General features: G+C 54.2%; 17 protein-coding genes. 7 read left to right on the top strand and 10 right to left on the bottom strand.

Translation table 11 applies throughout. The annotated features are described in order from the left end of the window. Positions 1-59: 59 nt before the first annotated feature. Positions 60-1,898, bottom strand: a complete 1,839-nt coding sequence (locus V0288_RS04325) for an alpha-amylase family glycosyl hydrolase (RefSeq protein WP_332863799.1) — start codon at positions 1,896-1,898, stop codon at positions 60-62. Between the two features lie 267 nt (positions 1,899-2,165). On the opposite strand from V0288_RS04325, the gene V0288_RS04320 reads away from it, so the two are divergent. After that, complete coding sequence (locus V0288_RS04320) at positions 2,166-3,584, top strand: SLBB domain-containing protein (protein WP_422661896.1); 1,419 nt, start codon at positions 2,166-2,168, stop codon at positions 3,582-3,584. A gap of 6 nt (positions 3,585-3,590) precedes the next feature. On the opposite strand, the gene V0288_RS04315 is transcribed toward V0288_RS04320, so the two are convergent. Further along, positions 3,591-4,502, bottom strand: coding sequence for a histone deacetylase family protein (locus tag V0288_RS04315; RefSeq protein ID WP_332863797.1), 912 nt, complete (start codon positions 4,500-4,502; stop codon positions 3,591-3,593). 461 nt (positions 4,503-4,963) lie between these two features. Next, positions 4,964-6,115 carry an NAD-dependent epimerase/dehydratase family protein gene (locus V0288_RS04310; RefSeq protein ID WP_332863796.1) on the bottom strand — a complete coding sequence of 384 codons (1,152 nt, stop codon included), beginning with the start codon at positions 6,113-6,115 and terminating at the stop codon, positions 4,964-4,966. Positions 6,116-6,436: 321 nt separating this feature from the next. On the opposite strand from V0288_RS04310, the gene V0288_RS04305 reads away from it, so the two are divergent. Next, positions 6,437-7,039: a chromophore lyase CpcT/CpeT gene (locus V0288_RS04305; protein ID WP_332863795.1), complete on the top strand. Its 603-nt coding sequence runs from the start codon at positions 6,437-6,439 to the stop codon at positions 7,037-7,039. A 12-nt stretch (positions 7,040-7,051) separates the two neighbouring features. Here the strand turns inward: V0288_RS04305 and V0288_RS04300 are convergent, their stop codons facing one another. Next, on the bottom strand, positions 7,052-7,225 hold the full coding sequence (locus tag V0288_RS04300) for a hypothetical protein (RefSeq protein ID WP_332863794.1): 174 nt from the start codon (positions 7,223-7,225) through the stop codon (positions 7,052-7,054). A gap of 557 nt (positions 7,226-7,782) precedes the next feature. On the opposite strand from V0288_RS04300, the gene aqpZ reads away from it, so the two are divergent. Further along, positions 7,783-8,568, top strand: a complete 786-nt coding sequence (gene aqpZ / locus V0288_RS04295) for an aquaporin Z (protein WP_332863793.1) — start codon at positions 7,783-7,785, stop codon at positions 8,566-8,568. Positions 8,569-8,620: 52 nt separating this feature from the next. Here aqpZ and tsaE read toward each other — a convergent pair whose 3' ends face one another. After that, complete coding sequence (tsaE, locus tag V0288_RS04290) at positions 8,621-9,064, bottom strand: tRNA (adenosine(37)-N6)-threonylcarbamoyltransferase complex ATPase subunit type 1 TsaE (RefSeq protein WP_332863792.1); 444 nt, start codon at positions 9,062-9,064, stop codon at positions 8,621-8,623. Positions 9,065-9,107: 43 nt separating this feature from the next. Next, a complete protein-coding gene (locus V0288_RS04285) occupies positions 9,108-11,555 on the bottom strand; it encodes a PAS domain-containing protein (protein ID WP_332863791.1) in 2,448 nt (815 codons plus the stop codon). Between the two features lie 464 nt (positions 11,556-12,019). Here V0288_RS04285 and V0288_RS04280 point away from each other — a divergent pair, with 464 nt between their 5' ends. Next, positions 12,020-12,733, top strand: coding sequence for a response regulator transcription factor (locus V0288_RS04280; RefSeq protein WP_332863790.1), 714 nt, complete (start codon positions 12,020-12,022; stop codon positions 12,731-12,733). 135 nt (positions 12,734-12,868) lie between these two features. On the opposite strand, the gene V0288_RS04275 is transcribed toward V0288_RS04280, so the two are convergent. Then, a complete protein-coding gene (locus tag V0288_RS04275) occupies positions 12,869-13,750 on the bottom strand; it encodes a DUF2207 domain-containing protein (RefSeq protein WP_332863789.1) in 882 nt (293 codons plus the stop codon). Between the two features lie 246 nt (positions 13,751-13,996). Here V0288_RS04275 and V0288_RS04270 point away from each other — a divergent pair, with 246 nt between their 5' ends. Then, positions 13,997-14,650, top strand: a complete 654-nt coding sequence (locus V0288_RS04270) for a hypothetical protein (protein ID WP_332863788.1) — start codon at positions 13,997-13,999, stop codon at positions 14,648-14,650. Positions 14,651-14,745: 95 nt separating this feature from the next. Here the strand turns inward: V0288_RS04270 and V0288_RS04265 are convergent, their stop codons facing one another. From V0288_RS04265 to V0288_RS04255, 3 genes are all read right to left on the bottom strand, one after another. Then, the gene (locus V0288_RS04265; RefSeq protein ID WP_332863787.1) at positions 14,746-15,786 is read right to left on the bottom strand and encodes a DUF6515 family protein; all 1,041 of its coding nucleotides are present in this window, start codon (positions 15,784-15,786) and stop codon (positions 14,746-14,748) included. A gap of 140 nt (positions 15,787-15,926) precedes the next feature. Beyond that, positions 15,927-16,727 carry a DUF2092 domain-containing protein gene (locus tag V0288_RS04260; RefSeq protein WP_332863786.1) on the bottom strand — a complete coding sequence of 267 codons (801 nt, stop codon included), beginning with the start codon at positions 16,725-16,727 and terminating at the stop codon, positions 15,927-15,929. A gap of 140 nt (positions 16,728-16,867) precedes the next feature. Then, entirely contained in the window at positions 16,868-17,761 is an 894-nt protein-coding gene (locus tag V0288_RS04255; RefSeq protein ID WP_332863785.1) for a polyphosphate kinase 2 family protein, read from the bottom strand. Between the two features lie 425 nt (positions 17,762-18,186). Between V0288_RS04255 and V0288_RS04250 the strand changes: the two genes are divergently transcribed. Both V0288_RS04250 and V0288_RS04245 read left to right on the top strand, forming a co-directional pair. Beyond that, entirely contained in the window at positions 18,187-19,143 is a 957-nt protein-coding gene (locus V0288_RS04250) for a helix-turn-helix domain-containing protein (protein WP_332863784.1), read from the top strand. Positions 19,144-19,289: 146 nt separating this feature from the next. Further along, on the top strand, positions 19,290-19,529 hold the full coding sequence (locus V0288_RS04245; protein WP_332863783.1) for a tellurite resistance TerB family protein: 240 nt from the start codon (positions 19,290-19,292) through the stop codon (positions 19,527-19,529).

The raw sequence follows: 19,529 nt of genomic DNA, 5'->3' as shown, positions 1-19,529 counted from the left end.
GACGCGGGAAAGTCGCCGCCCTACCGATGTTCGGCAGAGAATCGATCGAACTAAACCACTTAGCGATCGCTTCCCGCGACGATCGCCCCGGAAAAAGGCGGCAGGAACCATTGATTCTCGCCGTCCCGCCGGATCTCTCGATCGGTCGCGAAGAGTAATTTCCCCTTAGAGAGAGGGAATTCACGGGGGCGATCGCTATTATTGAGAATTACCCGATAATCGCCCGCGGAATACCCGTACAATTCTCGATCGTCATCGATGAAAAAGGTCTCTCTCGCTAACCGCGATCGGCCGTAATTATCCCGTCGGAAACGAATTAACCCGCGGTAAAAATCGAGTAAATCCCGATCCTGTTTCTCCCCCCAAAGTTGCGGGACGCGGGCTTCTTCCAATCTTCCCGCCGTCGCCCGCTGACCGACTCCCGTTTCCGTCCCGTAATAAATAATCGGCGGGTGCGGCAGGGTAAATTGACATAAAGCCGCCAGTTTCAAGCGTCGTTTATCGCCTCCCACGAGCCACAAAAATCGATTCATATCGTGATTGTCGAGGAAGCTAGGCAAAACTAGATTCGAGGGAAAATAGTCAAGCTGTTGGGATAAAGCCTTATCGAATTGACTGACGCTCAAGGTTTTAAAAGCGAAAAATCCTCTCGCCAATTCCAATAGTTTAAAATCCAAACATCCTTCCATGATTCCCGTGTACGATCGCACCAGTTCCGGAACTTCCACCACTTCCCCGAAAATGACACTATCGGGTTTTTCCTGCCGGAGCGCGTGATGAAAAACCGACCAGAAAGCGTGAGTGCATCCGTTGGCGTAATCGAGACGGAAACCGTCACAGCCGAGTTGTAACCAGTACCTCGCGCTCTCGATTAAATACGCGCGCGCGTCGGGATGATCCGAGTTAATTTCCGGTTGCGAGGGGACATTGAAAAAACAATCGTATTTCTCGGGCCAATCTTGAAAGCGGAACCATTGATAATGGGAATCGTTTCTATCCTGACGGGCTTTAATAAACGCGGGATGCTCGTTAGAAAAATGATTGGCGACAAAATCGAAGATAACCCGTATCCCTCGTTTTTTCGCTTCGGACAGTAATTCTTTAACCGCTTCTAGAGAACCGAAACGGGGATCGATCGAGCGATGATCTTTCGGGTCGTAGCCGTGATAGGAAGTGCAGGAAAAAATCGGCGTTAACCAGAGACAATTGATTCCCAGATCGGTTAGATAATCTAGTTTAGAAATAATCCCCTTTATAGAGCCGCCGTGAGGTTCCACGAGATCGAGATCGTCGGGAAGTTCACCATCGCCCGCGAATCGATCGACGAAAATCTCGTAAATAATCGCCTCCCGAAACCATTCGGGAATCGCCAAGTTCTCGACATAAAAGCCGTAAACCCGTCGCGGGTAGCCCCGGCTAAAACTATCGATAACCTTTCGATCGAGTTCCGCGAGATCGTACACCTTTTCAATGCCGTGAATATCGAGATAGGGACAGAAAACCTCTTGTCCCGTCGTGGTGATCGCGCGGATAATATACTGAACGTGTGTGCCGTTTTCCTGCCCCGGAACCGTTGCCGTCCAGGTTTCTAAATACGACCATTCTAACGTATCCCAATCGAGCGATTTCCGTTGAAAAGGAACGGTTAGAACTCCCGGATTCCGGGGATCGGGAATCGTTCCATCGGTAGTGTAGTAGAGATCGATCGAGCGCGCCGCCACATCAGCGCCGACACTGACGTTCAGTTCGATCGGCTCGTTCTCCCGCGGGGCTAAAGGGGATAGTATCGGCGAATGATACAAACCGAGACGGCTAGTTTTCAAACGCCGTAAACGTCCTTCGGGCTTCGAGAGATTTCCGAAGATAAATTCGCTTAAATTACCGATATTTTCAGTCATCGATCGCCTCGACTAGGGGGTTGACAGTTTTTGTCTACCTCGATCGGGTCTTTTCGTGGTAAACTTTTCGCCAATGTCAACTATATATTGAAACACCGAATAATGCGAATTCACTCCTATTTTCAGAATCCTATCGTGAATATTTCCCCATATCTATTAATTATTACCATCGGGGGATTGACAGCCGGGATCGAACCCGTTCGATCGCAAGTTCCCCCGAACAATCCCGCCACCGGAAACCCTCCCGCCAATTTCGTCACCCCGAGGATTCCCGCGAATCCGACGAACTCGCCCGTTCCCCTAACCCCGGCCGCCCCCGCGAATCCCGCGAACCCGACGAATCCCGCGCTCCCGACCTTACCCGCGACGGGAAACGTCCTACCGACCCCGATCGATCCCGGGGAATACAGCCTCGGCAGTGGTGATAAAGTCCGGATCACCGTCTTTCAAGTAGCCGACCTGAGCGGGGAATATCTCGTTCTCCCCGACGGGACACTCTCCCTACCCCTGATCGGCAGTGTCAAAGTCAAAGACATGACCCTCACGCAAGCGAGTCAGGCGATTTCCAAGCGCTACACCGCCTATCTCAAGCGTCCGGTCGTCACCGTCAGCCTGCTCTCCCCCCGGCCCATGCAGATCGCCGTCGCGGGCGAGGTGAACGGGCCCGGAACCTACACCATCTCCCTCGAACAAACCCAAAAAGCCCCGCTCCTTACCGATCTCATTCGTAAGGCGGGCGGTTTAACCACCGTGGCCGATATCGGTCAGGTACAGATCCGTCGCAATGTGAACGGACAGGATCGGCTTTTACAGGCGAATCTCTGGGATTTAATACAAAAAGGCGATCAAACCCAAGATATCGTCCTCAAAGATGGAGATAGCATCCTCGTTCCCACGAAAAAGAACGTGGATGTCGCCCAAACCCGTCAATTAGCCGACGCGAATTTCGGCATCGACTCCAACCGGGAATTAAACGTTACGGTGGTCGGCGAGGTGAACCGGCCGGGTGCCTATCGACTCACCCCCACCACGGTGACTAGCTCCGATCCCAACGCCGGGGGAACCCGACGACAACCGGCGCGACTGACGCAGGCGATCCAACAGGCCGGCGGTATCAAACCCCTGGCCAATATTCGCGAGATCCAGGTATATCGCTATAACCGGGATGGCTCGCGACAGATGATCCCCGTCGATCTCTGGAAACTATTACAGGAAGGGGATATCAACGCCGATCTCCTGCTTCAAGAGGGGGATACGATCTCCATTCCCACCGCCACGGCTATCTCGCCGGAAGAATCGGCCACCATCGCCTCGGCTAGTTTCTCTCCCGCGACGATCCGCGTGAAAGTGGTCGGGGAAGTCAAACAACCGGGAGTGATCGAGGTTCCCCCGAATACCCCGCTCAATCAGGCGATCCTGACCGCGGGAGATTTCGATAAACGACGCGCCGATCAGTCGAAAGTGGAGTTGATCCGGCTCAATCCCAACGGAACCGTCACCAAACGAACGATCTCCGTCGATTTTGCCCAGGGTATTAACGAGGCTAAAAACCCGACCCTCCAGAATAACGATGTGATCGTCGTCGATCGCAACGGTCTCGCCGCGACTACCGACACCATCGGCACGATCGTCAGCCCGATCGGTTCGGTTCTAGGATTATTTAATTTCTTCAACCCGTTTAATTAACGGTTTTTAGAGTCGATCGAACACTTCCGCCGCGGCCCGGTGGAGGAGGGAATGACGGTAGACCAATCGATCGAGATCGTCCGCGTAGCCTCCCCCGATCACCGCGGCCACGGGATACCCTCCCGCGGCACAGGTACTCAAGACCATCCGCTCCCGACGGTACAGCCCGGTATCGGTGAGCGCGAGTTTTCCCAGTCGATCGTCTACGTGGGGATCGACCCCGGCATCGTACAGCACGAGATCCGGTTTGACCGCGGACAGCAGATCGTCGAGATGGCCGGCGAGAATCTGTAAATAGCCGTCATCGTCCAGACCGACGGGTAAAGGTACATCGAGATCGCTTTGGCGCTTCGTGCCGGGAAAATTCGCCTCGCAGTGCATGGAAAAGGTGAACACGCTCGCGTCGTCCCGAAAGATCCACGCGGTTCCGTCCCCCTGATGCACGTCGAGATCGAGGATCAGAACCCGGCGAACCAGTCCCTCTTTTTGCAGTACCCGAGAGGCGATCGCCAGATCGTTAAAAATACAGTATCCCGAACCGTAGTCCGGGAAAGCGTGATGGGTTCCCCCCGCGGTATTGCAGGCGATCCCGCGTTCGATCGCCAGTCTCGCCGTTAAAATCGTCCCTCCCACCGCGGTACGGGTTCTTTTGACCAATGCCTCGCTCCACGGCAGACCGATCCGTCTTTGCGCTTTGGGGTCGAGGGTGCCGTTTTGAAAACCCCGCGTGTAATCGGGAGTGTGTACCAGTTCCAGCCGTTCGATCGAGGCGATTTCCGGCGCGTACAGCGAATCCTCGGTCACGATCCCATCCCGCACGAGCAGATCGCGCAGTAACCGGAACTTCGGCATCGGGAAACGATGACCGTCGGGCAGGGGAATCACGTAATCGGGATGGTAAACGACCGGTAGGGACATTGGAGACAGGAGGCAGAAGGCAGGAGGCGGGAGGCAGAAAAAGCGTAAGATAGCTAAAAAGTTCAAAAAAAACTCTTTATCTTGTATGAATCTAGTTTTTGAAGTTTTTAGGCCTTCAAAAACCAATCGCGCGAGATATCTATTAAACGCCAGTTCGGGATACAGTGAGAACCCCGAGCCTTTCACGCGGGTCATCCCGAAATCCTTTTAACTCGCGGTGAGGTCGCGCGTGGCCTTGTGCAGGGGGTCCGGGGGAGGCACCCCTCCCTCGGTGGGGGGTTCGGGGGGCTAGTCCCCCGAATAAGACTCGGATTTACACAGAAAATCGTAAAACTTCGTAAAATTTCTGCAAAAATCAAAAATATCTCTCTAATTCCTGACTCCTGACTCCTATCCCGACGAGAGATCCGGATTTTCGCGAAACGGAAAAAAAGGATGGGAGCGTGTCCCATCCGGATTTCTTATCGTTTCCAGGTGACTTTCGGTAGGATGTGCTTCATATCTACCCGTCCTTTGTACTTCGTGGCGAAGTTCAAGAGAGAGTCGAGAAGCGAATCCGAGAGATAGTGAGGCTGTAAACCTAAATCGAGAAGTTTAGTGTTTTTCGCGTTGAAATAATGCTCTTCTAGCTCGATTCTGGGGTTCGCCAGATTCTCGATCTCCACGTTCAAACCGAGCGCCGTTCCCGCTTTCTTGACCATCACCGCCAGATCGCCGACGCTAAAAAGTTCGGTAAATTGGTTAAAGACGCGAAATTCTCCAGAATTGGCGGGATTAGCGATCGCCAGTTCCATACAGCGCACTGTGTCGCGGATATCGAGGAAACCGCGGGTCTGTCCCCCCTTACCGTACACCGTCAGGGGATGGCCGATCGCCGCCTGAATACAGAACCGGTTTAACGCGGTCCCGAAAACGCCATCGTAGTCCAGACGGTTGATTAACATCTCGTCCATTCCCGTCTCTTCGGTTAGAACCCCGTACACGACCCCTTGGTTGAGATCGGTCGCTTTCAGTCCCCACATCCGACAGGCGAAATGGATATTGTGGCTATCGTGTACCTTGCTGAGATGGTACATACTGCCGGGCTGTTTCGGATAGGGTAGGGTGTCTTTCCTCCCGTTGTGTTCGATGGTGATGTAACCTTCCTCGATGTCGATGTTCGGCGTTCCGTACTCGCCCATCGTCCCCAGTTTCACGAGATGCGCGTCGGGAAATTCCTCTTTCATAGCGTAGAGGATATTCAACGTACCGACCACGTTATTGACCTGGGTTAACACCGCGTGTTCCCGATCGATCATCGAGAAGGGGGCCGAGCGCTGTTCCCCGAAATGGACGATCGAATCCGGTTGAAAACGTCGCAGGGATTGGATGAGAAAGTCGTAATTGTTGATATCGCCGACGAAGAGATCGATCGATTTGCCGGTCAGATCTTTCCAACGTTGAATCCGGTGTTCGATCGGCGCGATCGGCGTTAACGTATCGCATCCCAGTTGCGTGTCCCAATAGCGCCGGACTAAACTATCGAGTATTCCTACCTCGTACCCTCTATTAGAAAGATGTAGCGCGGTCGCCCAACCACAATAACCGTCCCCGCCAATAACCAATACTCTCATACGATAATCAGTAAAGTTTTCGATATTCACTTTCGGTAGCCGGGCGCGGTCATGTATTTTTCCACACACGGAAACCGTCCATTCTGTTGTCTAATAGACTACCCTATCACGAATGCTCGACATTAACATTAGCCCTGTTACAGAAATCGGCGGTTCCCATCGAGATAGCCAACCGAGGACATAGCTATACAGAATTTACCGGAATTAGAGACAATAAACCAACATATTTAAGAAACTATCGGGAATATTCCCCTGAAAAGCCGCTAAAATGAAGCTATATATTCCGAAATTCCCCGTTTTCGCGTTTGGAGACCTGCCCCGATGACTCCCGAACTGCTCGCTCTTGGAAACTATCTCGCCGGTGAATTCGAGAACGAACAACAGGCGAGAGAGGAACCGATCTGGTACGTTCATCTCCGTCTCTGGTTACGTCCCGTCCCCCTGTTCGTCGAGGATAGTATCGCGCTTTTCGTCGAGCAGGCGAGTATTGTCAATCTCGATCGACCCTACCGCTCCCGTCTGTGGCGATTGTGTCCGGGGGAATCGGGATCGATCGAGGTACGGCACTATATGTTCAAAGATATCGAACCCGTACAGGGGGGCGGACAGAATCCGGCCATCCTACCAACCATCACGCCGGAGTCGATCGAGTTCCTGCCGGATTGTACCCTGGAAGTCCGGATCGATCGTCCGGCCGGAGGAGGATACGAGTTTATCGCCCGACCGAAAATCGATCGACCCTGCCAGTTCACCTATCGGGGGACGACCTTTCAAGTGGCGTTAGGGTTCGACGTGACGGCGGATAGCTTGCAAACTTTCGATCGGGGCATCGATCCGAAGACGGGACAGGGTATCTGGGGCGCGCTGATGGGGCCCTATCGCTACCGGAAACAAAAGGATTTTTCGAGAGAATTACCCGTGTGAGGAAATACCGATTCAGAGAAGATCGAAATAGCGACAGGCGACACCGCAAAGAGCGGCTAGAGCGGTGATTCCCAAGGCCGTCCCGATATCTTGCCCCTGATTGACGGCGAAAGAGGTGACGATTCCCGCGCCCAAGGCGGCCGTGAGCGCCGCGCCGACGAAATCTTTATCGGTGTTTTTATACATAAATCACTACCCGTTTCCAGCGAGAGAGCGCTTTTTACCTTATCACCCGTCTCGGTCGGAGCGGGCGGCCGGCGGTCTCGATCGCAATCAAGTTTTAAATTTAGCGATGTTTCTTAACATTCGTCGGGTGGGAACGGGGGGATGGGGAGATTTTTCGCCTTCAAGGGTGCCGGGAAAAAGGAAAAGAGCTTTCTTAATCTTTTCACCTTTACTCTTTCTCCCTTTCCCTCCCTCACCTCCCGCCCCCCGCCTCCTATCGCGAGGAGAGATTTTCGATTGTCGCGGGAGGTCTACCGCCGGGACACCTCCGAAACCGAAGGAGCTTATAAAGATAAGGCAAATATAAGAAGTATGTCTATAAAAATAAAAAAATTATGAAGACGTTGGTGTAAGGTTACGGAACTGAGTATGATCGACTCTAAAATAATCGAGAGATCACCCGTTCACCCGATCGAATTGATGATTGAAAAATGAACTTTTTTTAATCGGGTCTGTCATTCGATCGTGTTGGGACGGGTCATACCCTCTCACGGATAGTTAAACCTTGACATAGCACAATGAAAAAGTATCTAGCTGAATTCATCGGGACGTTCTGGCTCGTTCTGGGCGGTTGCGGCAGTGCCGTCCTCGCCGCGGTTTTCGTGGGACAAACAAAAGCCGTCGATGGGGCCCCTTTTAACATTCATCTCGGCATTTCCTTCGTCGGTGTCGCTCTGGCGTTCGGTTTAACCGTTCTGACGATGGCTTACACGGTCGGGCATATCTCGGGCGGTCACTTTAACCCGGCCGTGTCCTTCGGACTCTGGGCGGGTAAGCGTTTCTCGGGTTCCGAACTCCTGCCCTACATCATCGCTCAGGTGTTAGGGGCTATCCTCGCCGGCGGAATGATCTACCTCATCGCTTCCGGTAAAGACGGATTCGCGCTCTCCGGTAGTAACCCGCTCGCCGCTAACGGGTACGGGGAACACTCTCCCGGTGGCTACAATCTCGTCTCCGCGCTGATTACCGAGGTGGTGATGACCTTCATGTTCTTGATCATTATCCTCGGTTCGACCGATCGCCGCGCGCCCGCCGGTTTCGCCCCGATCGCTATCGGTTTAGGACTCACCCTGATCCACCTGATCAGCATCCCCGTCACCAATACCTCCGTTAACCCCGCCCGTAGCACCGGGGTCGCTCTGTTCACGCTAGATGTCGGCATTATCGGTCAACTCTGGCTTTTCTGGTTCGCGCCGATCCTCGGTGCCGTCCTCGCGGGTTATCTCTACAACAACTTCTTTGAAGAAACCGCGGCGGAAAGGAGAGAGAGAGAGGAAGTCGAGAGGATCGAGAGCATCCGATAGAGTTTTGATGGCTTTAAAAAAGTCAAGTGCTAGTAGCGATTCCGGTGAATCGCTATTTTTTCGGCCGGACGATCGCCCGCCGTCCCTCTCCGGTGTCGGTCAGGGTAATTTCTAAATAGCGCGGGGGATCATAGGGCAGACGTTCGGACCACTCGATCGCCACGATGCCGGGCGCGACCTCGATTCCCTCCCAGTAGTTCTCTAGATACAGCGAATCGATGTCCGTCCCCTCTAGACGGTAGAGATCGAGGTGGTAGAGGGGGATTCGTCCCTCGGTGTACTCGTTGATCAGGGTAAAGGTGGGGCTGGCGATCGCCTCGGTGATGCCCAATCCCTCGCCGATGCCCTGTACGAGCGTGGTTTTCCCGGCTCCTAGATCCCCCCGCAGGAGGATGACGCTTCCTGGTTCGAGGGTTTTCCCCAGGGAGCGACCGAAGGCGAGGGTCGCGGACGGGTCGGGTAAATCGAGAACGGTCTCGGAGAATCGATCGAGCATAGATTTCGGGCGGGATTTAAGAATTGTCGGGTGGGTCTCGGGATTAATCGGTGTCGGTTTTCGGTTGTTTGGGCCAGGTGAAACGGAAACACGATCCCTCGCCGGGAACCGATTCGAGAGCGATCGATCCCCCCTCGCCCTCGATAATCTTCTTGACGATGGTGAGACCGATGCCGGTACTGGACGGATTCTCCCCGTTGCCGAGGGTTTGGAAGATGCCGAAGATTCTCTCGTGGTATTCGGGGGAGATACCCGGCCCGTCATCGCTAACGGTGAACTCGATAAAGTTCTCGTCCTCGATCGCCCCGATCTCGACGCGCCCGGTGTCTTTATCGTGGTGTTTGATGGCGTTCGTGATTAAATTGGCGAGAACCTGACGCAGAAATAACGGTTTCCCCGAAAAAACGGGGGGATTTTCGGGAAGGACGATCGAGAAGGGTTCGGGGGGATCGATCGAGTCGATCGTCTCCGCTAACAGGGTTCCCACGTTCACCGTCTCGATCTCCACCGAATCGCGACCGATGCGAGAGTATTCCAACAATCCGTTAATTAACGCCTCCATGCGGTGAACGCGAGAGCGTAATAGGGTCATCTGGCGCCGGTTCTCGGCCGGTAACTGTCCGTCGAGATCTTCCTCGATCCATTCCGAGAGATTGGCGATCGCCCTCAAGGGCGCTTTCAGGTCGTGGGAAACGATGTAGGCGAAGCGATCGAGTTCCTCGTTCCGTTTCCGGATTAAATTCGTGGTGCGGGTGAGGATCTGGTTGACCTCCCGGAGTTCGCGCGAGCGCTCCTGTAATTCCCGTTCCACCTCCACCCGCTCGCTGATATCCGTGATCGTCCCGACATAACTGATGACCACGTCCTCGTCCGACTTTTCCGGGAGGGCCTGACCGAGTACCCAGACGCTCGAACCGTCGGGACCTCGCACGCGATACTCCGCCCGGAAGGGTTCGTTTCGCTCGACCGCGATCTGCCAATTCCGTACCACGCGCGGGCGGTCGTCCGGGTGCAGTACGTCCGTCCAACCGAACCCGATCGCCGATCCCGCGGAAAATCCCGTCATTTTCGTCCAGCGATCGTTGACGTAAAAACAGGCTCCCTCTCGATCGCACCGGAAAATTCCTACCGGGGATAGACGCGCTAGGGTGGCGTAACGGTGTTCGCTTTCCTGGAGGGCGAGTTCCGCGTGTTTGCGCTCGGTAATATCGGTGAAAAAGACCGCCACCCCGTCTTCGAGCTTGACGGCCATATTCCGATACCAACCGATCAGATCTTCGGAGTTGTAAAAAAGCTCGATGTCGTGGGGTTCGCCGGTTTCCACCACCCGGACGTAGCGATCGAACAGTTCACTATCGGTTTTATTGCCGGGGAATTTGTCGAGGAGACGTTCACCGATCAACGCGTCGGGGGGTAAACGCAGGAGTTTTCCCGCCATCGGATTGGCGTAATCCCAGCGGAAATCGACGATCTCCCCGCGCTCGTCCCGTATCGCTCGGAGAATGGTGAAAGCGTCGAGAGAGAGTTCCTGACTGACGCGGAAACGCTGTTCGGAAATCTCGGCCTGTTGCCGGGCCTGTCGTTCCCGATCGAGCGCTTCCTCTTTCTCCCGGTTGGAGGCCTCTAACTGTTGCGTCCGCCGTTTGACCCGTTCCTCTAACTCGGCGTTCAACTGCCGGATCTCCGCTTCCACCCGCTTGAGATCGGTGATATCCCGACCCTCGGGAATGATTAACTCCACCTCGCCGGAATCGTTAAAAATCGGCTTGAGGGAGAAATCGATCGGCACGAGTCGTCCCCCGGCTCCCTGTACCGAGATCTCGTAACGGATAAACTCCCCCCGCGCGGCGCGCTCGACACTCGATCGGATTCGCTCGCGATCGACCTCGGGAGTCAAGAACCAATAGGTATCCCAGAGCGGTCGATCGATCGCCTCCAGTGCCTCCAGCCCCCCGAATTCCAGCGCGGTGCGATTGGCCTCGATTAATGTCCCGTCCGGCTTCATCAAGCCGATAAACTGGAAAGTTTGGTCGAAAATCCCCCGAAAACACCGCTCGCTTTCCGCCAACGCTTTTTCGGCCCGTTCCCGTTGGCGGATTTCCGCGGCCAGTTCTTCGGGACTTCGTAAAGCGAGCGCCTTGGGAATCACCGTGTAGAGTTCCGAGGCGGTATAGAGGGAGACGAACGCGGTGATCGCTTTAATCGTTCCCGACACCCAGTAAATCGGGTGCCAGAGCGTCCAGACCGCGATCAGATGCGTGGTGCCACAGGCGATGATAAAGGCGGCGAACAGCCAGAAGATCGAGGGAAACGGCACGTCTTTCCGCTGGCGGACGAAATAGAGCAGGAGGAGCGGGATCGAGAAGTAGGCCAACGCGATCAGTCCGTCCGCTATGAGGTGTAGTCCGACTAATTCGGTCCGCCAGAGGTAACAATGACCGTGGGGGATAAACGGGCGGGCGGAAAAAAAATTCGGGAGGGATGCCGGCATGAGAGTGGGGGGGGGGATCGATCGGGAACGCCCCGATCGTGTCAAGGGGGTTACTTGCGATTATAGAAGGTCGGGAAAAAGAACGGATTTTTTCGGCGATCGACGGGGTTTTACGGTCGGGGGCGCTCTCTACGAACGCTCCCCGAAACGCCCGTTCCGCGCGAAAAATCAACGGGGAGATCTCGATCGGTCCGTCGCCGTACTTCCGAGGAGATAAGCATTTTCACGCTATTTTCTTAAAATATACCTTAAGATAGATGATAGAATCGAGGAGAGATCGAACCGAGGGCAGAAGAAAAATAAAAAGCTGAGTTTTTATAATTCCTACAGATTGATTTTAGAACGCTAGATGAATTATCCTTACTTAGAATCCCTAGCTCGCGAATGCTACGAGAACCGGAAGGATGGAGTTCATCGAGGCTTTTTTAGATACCGATCTGATTGAATCAAATGGGAAAAACAATATGGATGAAGCGCGCGTTATCGTTATCGAGGATCACGATCTAACCCGGATCGGGTTAGTGGCGGCCTTACAGCGCCGCGAGGGGATTCAGGTGGTAGGCGAGGCCACCAACGGACAACAGGGCCTGCGATTGACCGAGAGCGTGAAACCCGACGTGGCGATCGTCGATATCGGGCTACCCAACATGGACGGTATTGAAATGGTGCGACGCTTTAAGCAGGCTCACCCCGAAGGAACGCCGACGAAAATTCTCATGCTCACCATGCACAAGGCCCAGGATTCCGTTCTGGCGGCCTTCGCGGCCGGTGCGGACTCCTACTGCATGAAAGATATTAACGTCGATAAACTGGCGGACGCGATCCGCAGTACCCACGAGGGCAACCCCTGGATCGATCCGGTGATCGCCAATATCGTCCTGCAACAGGTACGCCAAACGGTTCCCGCGGGAGCGGCGGAGACCGTCCAGAAAACGGTGACGATCGGCGGTATCGAACCGGAGTACCGTCAATTACTAGAGAGCGCGCCGTTAACCGAGCGAGAGCTAGAAATTCTCAATCTGATCGTCGCCGGATCTAGCAACGCCGATATCGCGGAAAAACTCTACATCACGATCGGGACGGTGAAAACCCACGTTCGCAATATCTTGAATAAGCTCTGCGTGGACGATCGAACCCAGGCGGCGGTTCGGGCCCTGCGATCGGGCTTGGTCGAGTAACGTTACCGGGAGAAATTAGGGCGGGCGAGATATCGACTCGCTCGCGGCGATCGCGAGTTAATTTCGGTTCGGGAATCGATCGGGTCCGCGGGTGCAAGGCTCGCGGCCTCGATTTTTTCGCGGGTTAGCGGCTTTTCAACCGCCACCACCACAGCCACCGCCACAACCACCGCCACAACCGCCACCACCATCACCACCCCCGTCGTAACCGCTACCGTCGTAACCGCCGCCACTACTGCCAGCACCGCCTTTTAAGAGCCGACAAAAAGGCAACGTTAACCATAACCCTATTCCCAAGACAGGCCAGAACAGAGAAACAAAGAGAGACAAAAACGGATTTTCCGGTGTCGATTGCCAGCGCGGGACGGGAACCTTCAAAATATCGCTCGGGAAAACCACTTGTACCTCTAATTCCTGTCCGGGTTCCAGGGGTTGTTCGGCGGTGAACTCGAAGGTCCGCGGATCGATCGAGCGGGCGTTCGCGGGAATTCCGAAACCGGTGAAGGAGGAAACTTTGCCCGCTAGAGAGACCGGTAAATGGACTCGAACTCTCGCGTTCCGTACCGGGGATTTTCGATCGGGAAATACGGCTTTCCAATAAACCATCGTATTTTCGCCCCGTACTTGTAATCCACCGATCGCGCGATATTTCAAAACAAAAGTGCGCGTGTCGGGAGGGGTTAACTCGTGTTGCCAACGAATCCAAAATTTCCCCTCTTCCGTCCCCACCTCGCTCGGAATTACCCGATCGTTTTCCCGGACGGTGACATCTGTAATCTCATCGACTTTAGCGAGCGATATATATCGATATCTTCGGTTACTGTAATTTTCCTCGAACACGTACTTCTGTGTTTCCGTGATCCACATATCCCCGTTCGGTTGAACGTCGATCGCCACGTTGATAGAATCCCAATAAAACGGATACTCTCGCGCGTGAACCCCGGAAAGCCAGAGAACGAAAGTTAGTGCGAAACTCATTAACCAACAAACGCCTAGTCTAAGCGAGCGTTTATTCATACGCTATTTTCCTCGCGGTTCGATCGGGCTACCGAAAAGTAATTCGGTCGATTCATTCCGGGCCACGCGGGTCGTAATATCTCTTTACAGAAAATTCATTTTTCTACACCCTCTCTCGCGCTCGCGATCCAGATCTCCCTCGATCGATAGATCGGAATCTCTCGATTTTGGAATATGCCGAGCCGAGGCGGGAACGAGTATTTTCAGAATAGGATAAAAACCTTTTAGCAAGTGAGTTCAAAAAAAATGGAATCCGCGAATAGACCCTACGAGCGGGTGGAACGTACCGTCGATCGAACCGCCGCCATCGTCACGCCCGCCGAGTATCACGATCGAGTGCGCTGGGGGCCGATTATCTCCGGCTTGGTCGTGACCCTAGCCAGCCAATTACTTCTGAGCGCGCTGGGTGCGGCGATCGGTTTGAGCAGTATCGCCGGTTCCGGCGCGCCCCGTTCCAACGCTCCCGGAGTGGGAAACGCCGTCGGCTGGTGGTCGGTAATCAGTTTATTTATCTCCCTATTTCTCGGCGGTTGGGTGATGGCGCGCGCCTGCGGCCCGGTCAATCGCAGTACCTCCCTACTGAACGCGATTATTCTCTGGGCGACCACCCTCGCCCTGAGTGCCTGGTTACTCTCGACCGGGGTAACGGGAGTTTTCGGTTGGGTGGCGAGTAACGCCGACACGATCGTGAATCAAGCCCAACAAGGTGCGATTAACGTTCCCAACCAAGCGCCCAATCTCACCGCCCAACAAACCCGAGATATCGCCGGGAACGCGGCCCGCGTGGGATGGTCGTTCTTCCTCGGCTCGCTGTTGGGGTTGGCCTCCGCGTTAATCGGCGCGGCCGTCGGAACCCGCCGTTACCGTACCGCCATTCCCGTCACGCCCTACAACGAGTGATTATCGGGAGAGTTCGCCCGATCGCGCCCGATCGATCCGCGGGGATCGATCGGGTCGATTTTTAATTTTCCCGGGGGAAAACGCGGTTTTCCGTCCTAGAACTGTACCACCCGGTAAACCGTGGAGCCGTCTTGAAAGAAAGGCTGGTAGTAAATGCCACTGCAATTGTAGTACACCGTGTTCCCGGTTTGGGTCGTCGTACAACCGTCCGGGAGATAGGTGACGACCGCGCCGACGGGAGGCGCGACCACCGTGTAGGCACTACCGCTCGACTGAAAATAGATCCCGTCCGAGTAAATATAAGGCGTTGAACCGACGTACACGGTGTTGTAGTAGGGGGGCAGAGTAGAGACCGCCGTGCCGATGATCAGACCGGTCGCGAACCCGGCCCAACCCCAACCCGGCGGAACGTAGTAACCTCCCCCGTACCAACCGCCCCCGCGCCAGTAATTATCGTAATTATCGTTGATAAAGTCCTGGCGGTTTTCCTGGCGCTCGGTAATTTGATTCTGGCGTTCTCCCTGGCGTTGGGTACGTTCTTCCTGCCGGGTATCGGTCCGTTGGGTACGCTCATCCTGCCGTTCTTGCCGGGTGGTCTGGCGTTCTCCCTGACGTTCGGTTCGTTCCCCCTGCCGTTCTTGCTGGGTGGTTTGACGCTCTCCCTGACGGTCTTGTCGGGTGGTCTGGCGTTCTCCCTGACGTTCGGTTCGTTCCCCCTGACGACCTTGTTGGGTGGTTTGACGTTCTCCCTGGCGGTCTTGTCGGGTGGTTTGACGTTCCCCCTGCCGCGTGGTACGTTCCCCCTGCCGCTCTTGTTGGTTAAACTGCCGTTCTCCCTGACGGTTCTGCTGTAGGCTGGAGCGATCTCTAGAGGTTTGAGCGCGATTACTAAAATTGCCCCGATTCTGCAAATCGCTACTCCGGTTCACCCGAGGGGAAGCTCCGGCACCGCTATAGCCTCCCCCCCGATTGAAACCGCCCCCACTCGGGCTACCACCGCTCCGGCCGCCCCCACTCCGGCCGCCACCCCCGCGGCCACCGCCCCCGCGAGCGTCTACATTTTCCGCGGACAGTAAAGCGGCGCTCAACACGAGAGCGGAAACAATACATAAGGTTCTGTGTAGGGATCGTCGCATGGCTCGAACTCCTGAATATTTTTGATGTAACTTCCGGCAGAAATCGTTTTTAAGGTAGGGATCGGGATTCTCGATCGAGAGATCACCGTTCGATCACTTTGCCGGATAATCCTGTCCGGATTCTTTCTCCCGTCTCTTAATTACTGGCTTCTATCTCCCGTCTCGTTGCCCGTTTCGGGTAGGAACTCAATCCCGATCGAACCTTTCGGAGGGGTAAAGGTGAACGTATTCGCCGGAATTTTCGGGTTAAAGTTCCAATTGGACAGTACCGCCGTGTATTGCGGCGCACCGGGGAGATTTTTATAGGTAATAATCGCTTTTTTCAGTAGGGGGCGCGGTTCTCTGGTTATCCAGAGTTGGAAATCCCGATCGCTACCGATTAATAACAGATGGTACATCGGGACGCGGTTGACCATATCGACACCGACAAAGATCATCCGGCTCACATTGGCCTTGATATCCGCGCAGGGATCGCCGGCCGCTAGATTAGACATGGGAATGGTGATCCCGTACTTTTCCTCGACTTGGTTTAGCGCTCCATCCAGGGTATTCGGCGCGGTTTTCGTGGCGTACAAATTCCGATTGGTGTCTTGTAGGGTAGCGGTTTTTCCATCGTAATAAAAACGGGTAGCGCGCTCGTCTCCGATATAATCCGATCGCAGTCGATCGGGTTTCTGTACCCACACTTGCTGATAGGCACTGTATTGTACTTTCGAGCCAGAATCCAGTACCGCATCATAGGTAATATCCATATCGACGGTAAAGGAACGCGCGTTTTTGAGAACCGCGCAGACTTCATCGAGCAACTGTTCCGCGGTTCTCGGACGGGGAGCCGTTTTTTCCGCGGACGCGGGAGGAGTCTGTGCCGGTAATCCGGTCGCGCTTACCACCGGGAAAACGAGCGGTAAACCGAGAGAAACGATCGAGAGAAAACGACGCATAGATGATAAAACTTCTCCAGAATAAAGTAACCGATTATCCTACAACCTGGCGTAAAAACCTATCGGGAGATGGATGAAAATCGAGAAAGAGTATCGTGGGGAGCGATCGCCGACCGAATCCCCAGGTATCTTGGGAACCATTATCCCTCGTTTTCCAATACTTCCCTCGCCTTCAGTAATGCCTGTCGGTGTTCTTCCGTCACGGCGGGATATTGCAATCCGAGCGATTCTAGGGTGTGGTAAATCACGACACCGACCGCGAGACGGGTAAACCATTTTCGATCGGCGGGAACAATATACCAGGGCGCGTGTTCGGTGCTGGTATTATTAAAGATATCCTCGTAGGCGTTCATGTAATCATCCCAAAACCGCCGTTCTTTCACGTCGTTCTCGGAAAATTTCCAATTTTTTTCCGGTCGATCGATCCGTTCTAAAAACCGTTTCTTCTGTTCCTCTCTCGACACGTACAGGAAAATTTTTAACACGATAACCCCGTTATTCACGAGAGATTTCTCTAAATTATTAATTTCCTCGAAACGGCGTTTCCAGATTTTTTTACCTTTCGCGTCGGGGGGGAGTTTCTGGCGATCGAGGAGTTCCGGATGCACCCGCACGACCAGTAATTCCTCGTAGTAAGAGCGGTTAAAAATGCCGATCCTACCGCGTTCCGGTAACGCTTTATAGTATCGCCAGAGGTAATCGTGATCGAGTTCTTCCGCGGACGGAATTTTAAAACTAAATACCTGACATCCCTGCGGGTTTAACCCGGACATAACGTGTTTGATCGTGCCGTCTTTTCCCGCCGCGTCCATCGCTTGCAGGTTCACTAAGAGCGCGTAGGTATCTTGAGCGTAGAGTTTATCTTGAAACTCCGCTAGTTTTTCAATTCCGTTTTGTAGGAGCGTTTTCGCGTCTTCTTTGCTAATGTAATCCGGTTTAAAACCCGGATCGTAATCTTTCCGCAGGGAAATCTGTTTCCCCGGTGGCACGATCAGGGATTTTATAAACTCTTGGCGATCGATCTTGATTTCCATTTCACTATCCTTCCTGATGTGAACGAGAAAATGCCTTTTGTAGAGTACGCGAACTCCCCCGATCGCTCGGTTCCGCGAGATTTCGATCGGGGAATCGATCCGAACCTATTTCGATTGTATTCCCGAACCCCTCGTATCGGCGGAATTTTAGCCAGGGAGCGCCCGATCGACGGAGTGGGTAGGCGAGAGGCTTATCGCGGACTTCGCGGACGGTTTCCGAGCGCCGGGGGCGATCGGGGGAGATAGTGACGCGATCTTCTCCCCGAAACGCGATCGCCGTTCGAGCGCGACGGATAGATTTCCCGAATAATTATTATAGAATGGGAAGGAAGTTTGTTGCTATCAAGAAACGGCAAACTTAATCAAACTTTTTCCGACCGATCGGATACAATTCTTAACAAGATTAATCGGATAGGTTGACCCGAATGACTGTCGAGTTACCCCCCCGGATGGAGACGATTTCCGTTCACGATATCGATGAACTGGCGGAACGGATGAAAGCCTTTGGCTGGAATATGCTTCACCGACAGATCGAGGGGGGAGCGTTCGCGGGAGAACTGATCGTCGCCCAACTCGCGGGAATGCAATTCGCTAGGATGACCTATAACCGGGGGATTCGTTCTCGGGGAGATTCCCCCGCGGGAACGATCGCCATCGCGGTTCCCCTGTCCGTCCCCCGATCGCTCCACTGGCACGGCTATAACCTTTCCCCGGATCACGCGCTTTTACAGAAGAGTTCTCTCGGACTCGATTTTCTCCGACGGGGAGACTTTCCCCTCGCGCTCGTCTCGATCTCGATCGATTCCCTCCTCGAAGCGGCCGAACTCACCGGCAGGACGCGGGTAGAATCGCTCGTTCTCGATGATACCCGAACGATCCGGCCGGACGCGGGCGCTGTCGATCGATTCCGTTTCCATTTCCAGAATCTTTTCCCCGCGATCCGATCGCCACAAACGCTACCACCGGAACTAGCGGCGATTATTCGGGCGGATTTTCTCGATCTAATGCTGGATCTGCTCGAATCTAACCAAACTAGCCCCCCGTTCCGTCCATCCTCTCGATATTCTTTCATAAAGCGAGCGGAAGAAATGTTACTGGAAAATCTCGATCGCCCCCTCGCCGTCACCGATCTCTGCAAGGAAATCCACGTCAGCGAACGTACTCTCCGTTACGGGTTCCGGGAATGTTTCGGGATGGCTCCCGCGGCCTATCTGAAAGCCCAGCGTCTCAACGGGGTACGGCGACAACTGAAAGCGGGCGATGGTGCTACGGTGAGCGATGTCGCGATTCAATGGGGCTTCTGGCACATGGGGCAGTTCGCCAAGGATTATCGGAAAATGTTCGGGGAATCGCCCTCCCAAACCCTGCGACGGGGTTCGTGAGATGCGGGAGTCGGTTTCCGGTAACAATTGCAAAATTTTGATAACCGGTATTCCAGTATCCGTGTTAAGCCTAGTAGAATAAACGTTTCCGCGATCGAGTACCGAAGTTCGATCGCCCCTCGGATAGTGAAAAGAAGGAAAAACCTATGAAAATCGAGCGCCCCGATGAACAGGAGCTAACCCCGGAAGAACAGCGGGAACTTGAAAAGTTGAGAGCGATTATCGAACAGGCGATCGCCGACGGGATTATTACCAAGGGAGAGCGCGATCGGATTTCCAGCGCCATGCGATCGGACGGCAAAGTGACGCGACAGGAACTAGAATTAGTGAGAACCCTGATCACGGAAAAAATCAACGCGGGAGAATTAACAACCGATTATTCTTGA

Source organism: Pannus brasiliensis CCIBt3594 (assembly GCF_036688125.1).
In the GTDB taxonomy this organism is placed as follows: domain Bacteria; phylum Cyanobacteriota; class Cyanobacteriia; order Cyanobacteriales; family Microcystaceae; genus Pannus; species Pannus brasiliensis.
The sequence above is the reverse complement of the archived record's forward strand: the minus strand, read 5'-3'. Positions and strand labels throughout refer to the sequence as shown.